The sequence below is a fragment of the Streptomyces sp. NTH33 genome (assembly GCF_003236365.1).
In the GTDB taxonomy this organism is placed as follows: Bacteria; Actinomycetota; Actinomycetes; order Streptomycetales; family Streptomycetaceae; genus Streptomyces.
The window spans coordinates 1-3,876 of record NZ_POTZ01000565.1; the positions used below are offsets into that span (position 1 = coordinate 1).

Sequence of the window (3,876 nt, forward strand, 5' to 3'; positions counted from 1 at the left end):
GTCCACCGACATGCCGCACCCCTCCGTAGTCCCGCGCCGTACCGCGACGCCCTACCCCTACGAACGACGCCGACGGCCCGGACAGCACCGGACAAGCAGCCGACAGTCACCGCACGCACCCGCCGAGTCACCTCTCACGGTACGCACGCGCCGCCACGCTGAGTGACGTGAACCAGAAATCCGTGCTCTCGCTCACCAAGGCCCACGGCTCCCGGAACGACATCTTCGTGGTCGACGGGGTGCCCCTCGGATCACTTCGCCACTGCCGACGGGCTCACCCGGGCCGTCGGGATGCTGTGCGACCGGAAGCGGGGGCTGGGCGGCGATGGGGTGTACTTCGTCGCCGACCACGGTGACGGCACCGCGCGGGCCTGGTTCTACGACCCGGACGGGTCCGAGGCCCTGCCGTGCGGGAACGGGATGCGGTGCGCCGGCCGGATACTGCTGGACCGCCACCGGGCGGAGTCCGTCGTCGTGCACCAGGGGCCGTACTCCTTCACCGTGCGCGACCGCGGCCGTACCCCGCACGGGGTGCGGCAGGTCTCCGTCGAGCTGCCCGCCGTCGACTTCGCGCCCGCCGAGCCGATCGTGGCCGAGGCGGGCGCGCACGGCGAATACGCGGACCGGCTGCTGCCCGCCTTCCACCCGTCCCGGCACGTGACGGCGGTCGCGGTGCCGAACTCGCACCTGATCACGGTGATCGACGCCTACGACGAGGCGGAGCTGGTAAAGACCGGTCGGCGTGTGGCCGGGTCCCCGGACGTCTTCCCGATCGGCGCCAACCTCTCCTTCGTCCTGCCCCTCGCGGACGACGAGGTGTTCGTCCACACCTACGAACGGGGCGCCGGCCTGACCCCGTCGTGCGGCTCGGGCATCGCGGCCTCCCGCGCGGTGCTGTCCCGCCTCGGGCTGATCGAGCCGGAGCGGCCGGCGACCGTACGCAACCCCGGCGGCGTCGCCCGGAGTTTCCTCCAGCCGGTCGGCGACATCTGGCAGCCGGTGCTGGAGGGCAACGCCACCCTCGTGTACGAGACCGAGCTCGACCCCGCCGTGCTGCCAGGCAGTGGCCCCGTCACGTACGCGGGCCCCGCGCACATGGCGGAAATCGGCGCGTTCGCCGAGCTCAGCCGGGAGAACATGAAGGTGCTGCACGAGGCCGGAATCCACCCGACCGAGGCCTGATCACGTCCGTGGCCCGTCGCCCGCCCCCTCAGGGCTGTCCGCCGGGAACCCGGGCGCTGTCCACCTGGTGACCTTCGACCCCAGGCACAGGTTCCACACCGCTTCGCAGGGCGAGCGTTTCACCACCACTCCGCTTGGGCATACCAACGACGGTATATATCGTTGTTGGTATGAAAGGTTCGCGGTACACCATCGAACTCGAACCCGAGGTCGAGAAATGGCTGGACACCCTGACCCCGCACGACCACGGCCGGGTGATGTTCTACGCCGACCTCCTCGCCGACTTCGACGGCATACTCGACGAGCCCTACACCCGTCACCTCGGCGGCAAGGTACGAGAACTCCGGTTCCGCCTCGGACGGCAGCACCACCGCATCACTTACTGGCTCGCACCGGACCGGCGCATCGTGTTCCTCACCGTCTTCACCAAGGCACAACGGCAGAGTCGGGGTCGCGCTCGTACGCCTCGTGCAGCAGGCGGTGGCCCTCGGCCGCGTCGTGCCGCATCCCGGACAGGGCGCGGCGGATCTCGCCGAGCGACTCGTGGTCGAGGTGGCCGTCGCGGCCGCGGTCCATCAGCCTGCGGGCCTCGCTCAGCCGGGTGGAGGCCAGATCGAGGTAGGCCTGGCCCTGCTCGTCGGCGCCGTCGGTCAGGTAGGTGAGTCTGAAGTCCTCGATGCCGCGCTTGAGGCCGTACAGCGAGTCACCGGGGAGGGCGTCGGAGCTGGCAGCGGCCACTCCTCCGAAGGTCCCGGCGGCCACCCCGAGGCTGAGCCCGCCGGCGGCCAGTGACTTGCCCAGCCGCGTGCGCGGCCGGAGTTTCCCCGGGCCGCTCGCCCGATGGGCACCCCGTGCGCGGTGCGTCCGCGGTCCGGGCACCGATGGGTCCGTCGCCTCGCCCGCGGTGCCCTCCTGCAGCATGGCCTCCATCGCGGCCACCAGGCGGGCCCGCTGGACGGCCTTGACCTCGGGATCCAGCTCCGGCCGGGGCAGCGCGCCCAGACCGGTGGCGAGGGCCAGCAGACGGCCCTGCTCGGTCTGCTCCGCGGCAGCCGGGGCCGGTGCCGGTCCTTCGGACTGTTCGGCCGCCGTGCCCTGGCCGGTCAGCTCTTCCAGGGCCTGGGCGAAGGCGTTCGCCCGCCGGTGCGCCGATACGTTCGCGATCACTGGCGGCACCTCCTCTCGTCATGACGGTCGACTCCCCGGGTGTCCTGAGGGTTGCACGTCCACGGCCGCGTCCACACGAACGAGTGACCAGGATTGGCCAAGACGTGACCACAGGGAGCCTCTGCCCCGCACAACGAGCGGCTCGGCACTTGGGTTACGGACGGCACAGGATCCGTTGGAGAAGTCAACGCGCCTCTGCAGAAGGTGAGTTGAAGGAAACGAGTGTGGGCGGGTCAGCGGGCGTCGTCCGGGAGGAGCCGGGCCAGGGTGCGTACGGCCCGGTACTGGAGGGTCTTGATGGCGCCCTCGTTCTTGCCCATCACGCGGGCGGTCTCGGCGACGGACAGGCCCTGCAGGAAGCGGAGCGTGACGCATTCCTGCTGCTGGGGGTTGAGTCGTCGTACGGCGTCCAGGAGGGCGGCGTTGGACAGGGACTCCAGGACGGAGTCCTCCGGGGAGCGCTCCACCTCGTTGGCGTCGAGCATCTCGCCGGTGGTGACCTCGAGACGGAAGCGGCTGGACTTGAAGTGGTCGGCGACCAGGTTGCGGGCGATGGTGACCAGCCAGGCGCCGAAGTCGCGCCCCTGCCAGGTGAAGGTGCCGATACGGCGCAGGGCGCGCAGGAAGGTCTCGCTGGTGAGGTCCTCGGCGGTCGCCCTGCCGCCGACGCGGTAGTAGATGTACCGGTACACGGTGTCGCTGTACTGGTCGTAGAGGCGGCCGAAGGCGTCGGCCTCGCCGGCCTGGGCGCGCTCCACGAGCTCCATCATGCGGGCGCTGTCGCTGTCCGCGGCCGGGCGTCGGACGGTGGTCCCCGCGGCACGCCCTCGTCTGCCGGCCGCCCGCGCCTCTCCCGCCCGCCGCCCCTCGACGACGGTGCTGCGGGCCGGCCCCCGCTCGATGCTGTCGGCCAGCGCGTAGCACGGGCCCACGGGCGCGGCCGTGGCGAAGGCGGGGCCGGCGTACGCGGTGGGGACGAGGCCGCGCAGCAGGTCCAGGACCGTTGCGCGGAGCGTAGCCAGGCCCGAGGCGTCAACCCCGACGTGTGGGTACACGGGACTCCCAGAGGCAGAGCTTCCATCACGTGCAGTGCGGGACCTTTCACCCGTCGTGGCGACGGAGGGGTACCGGTTTGCGTCTGAGGAGAATAACGCTTCGTGCAGGGCCCGCTACACCGAGTTGCTCAAATCATCGATTACGTCGCTTCCGTAACCGATTGACGCCCGATGTCGCACCGGAGAGTGACCGTTTCCTGACCGATCCGTTCCGAATTCGGTGTGGGTCTGGGGCGCGTTCTGGCAGTCCACCGCCAAGCGGGTGCCTGGCCGACCTGGTCGCACGGGGACGACATCGCGCTCAGGGCCGTGCGGTCGGACACGGAGGCGCCGGACGTCGTGACCATTCCTCACCTCGTCGGTGCGGATCCGCACCCGTGGCCGGTGAGGGAGCTGGTGTCCGGCCCCTCCCTGCGGGAACGGCTCATGGCCGGCCCGATGACACGTGCCGCGGGACTGGGGGGCCGTGGGG

The 3,876-nt window shown here is 71.0% G+C and carries 1 protein-coding gene and 3 pseudogenes; 2 read left to right on the forward strand and 2 right to left on the reverse strand.

The genetic code is table 11. The features are described 5' to 3' along the window. Positions 1 to 279: 279 nt before the first annotated feature. Together dapF and C1I97_RS42020 are read left to right on the forward strand one after the other, a co-directional pair. Positions 280 to 1,182 (forward strand): annotated as a pseudogene (dapF, locus tag C1I97_RS32980) (diaminopimelate epimerase); the annotation flags it as partial. 257 nt (positions 1,183 to 1,439) lie between these two features. Next, a pseudogene (locus C1I97_RS42020) lies at positions 1,440 to 1,589 on the forward strand (type II toxin-antitoxin system RelE/ParE family toxin); the annotation flags it as partial. 34 nt (positions 1,590 to 1,623) lie between these two features. Here the strand turns inward: C1I97_RS42020 and C1I97_RS32990 are convergent. After that, positions 1,624 to 2,349 (reverse strand): annotated as a pseudogene (locus C1I97_RS32990) (DUF5667 domain-containing protein); the annotation flags it as partial. A gap of 233 nt (positions 2,350 to 2,582) precedes the next feature. Further along, positions 2,583 to 3,404, reverse strand: coding sequence for an ECF subfamily RNA polymerase sigma factor, BldN family (locus C1I97_RS32995; protein WP_111006702.1), 822 nt, complete (start codon positions 3,402 to 3,404; stop codon positions 2,583 to 2,585). Positions 3,405 to 3,876: the final 472 nt, after the last annotated feature.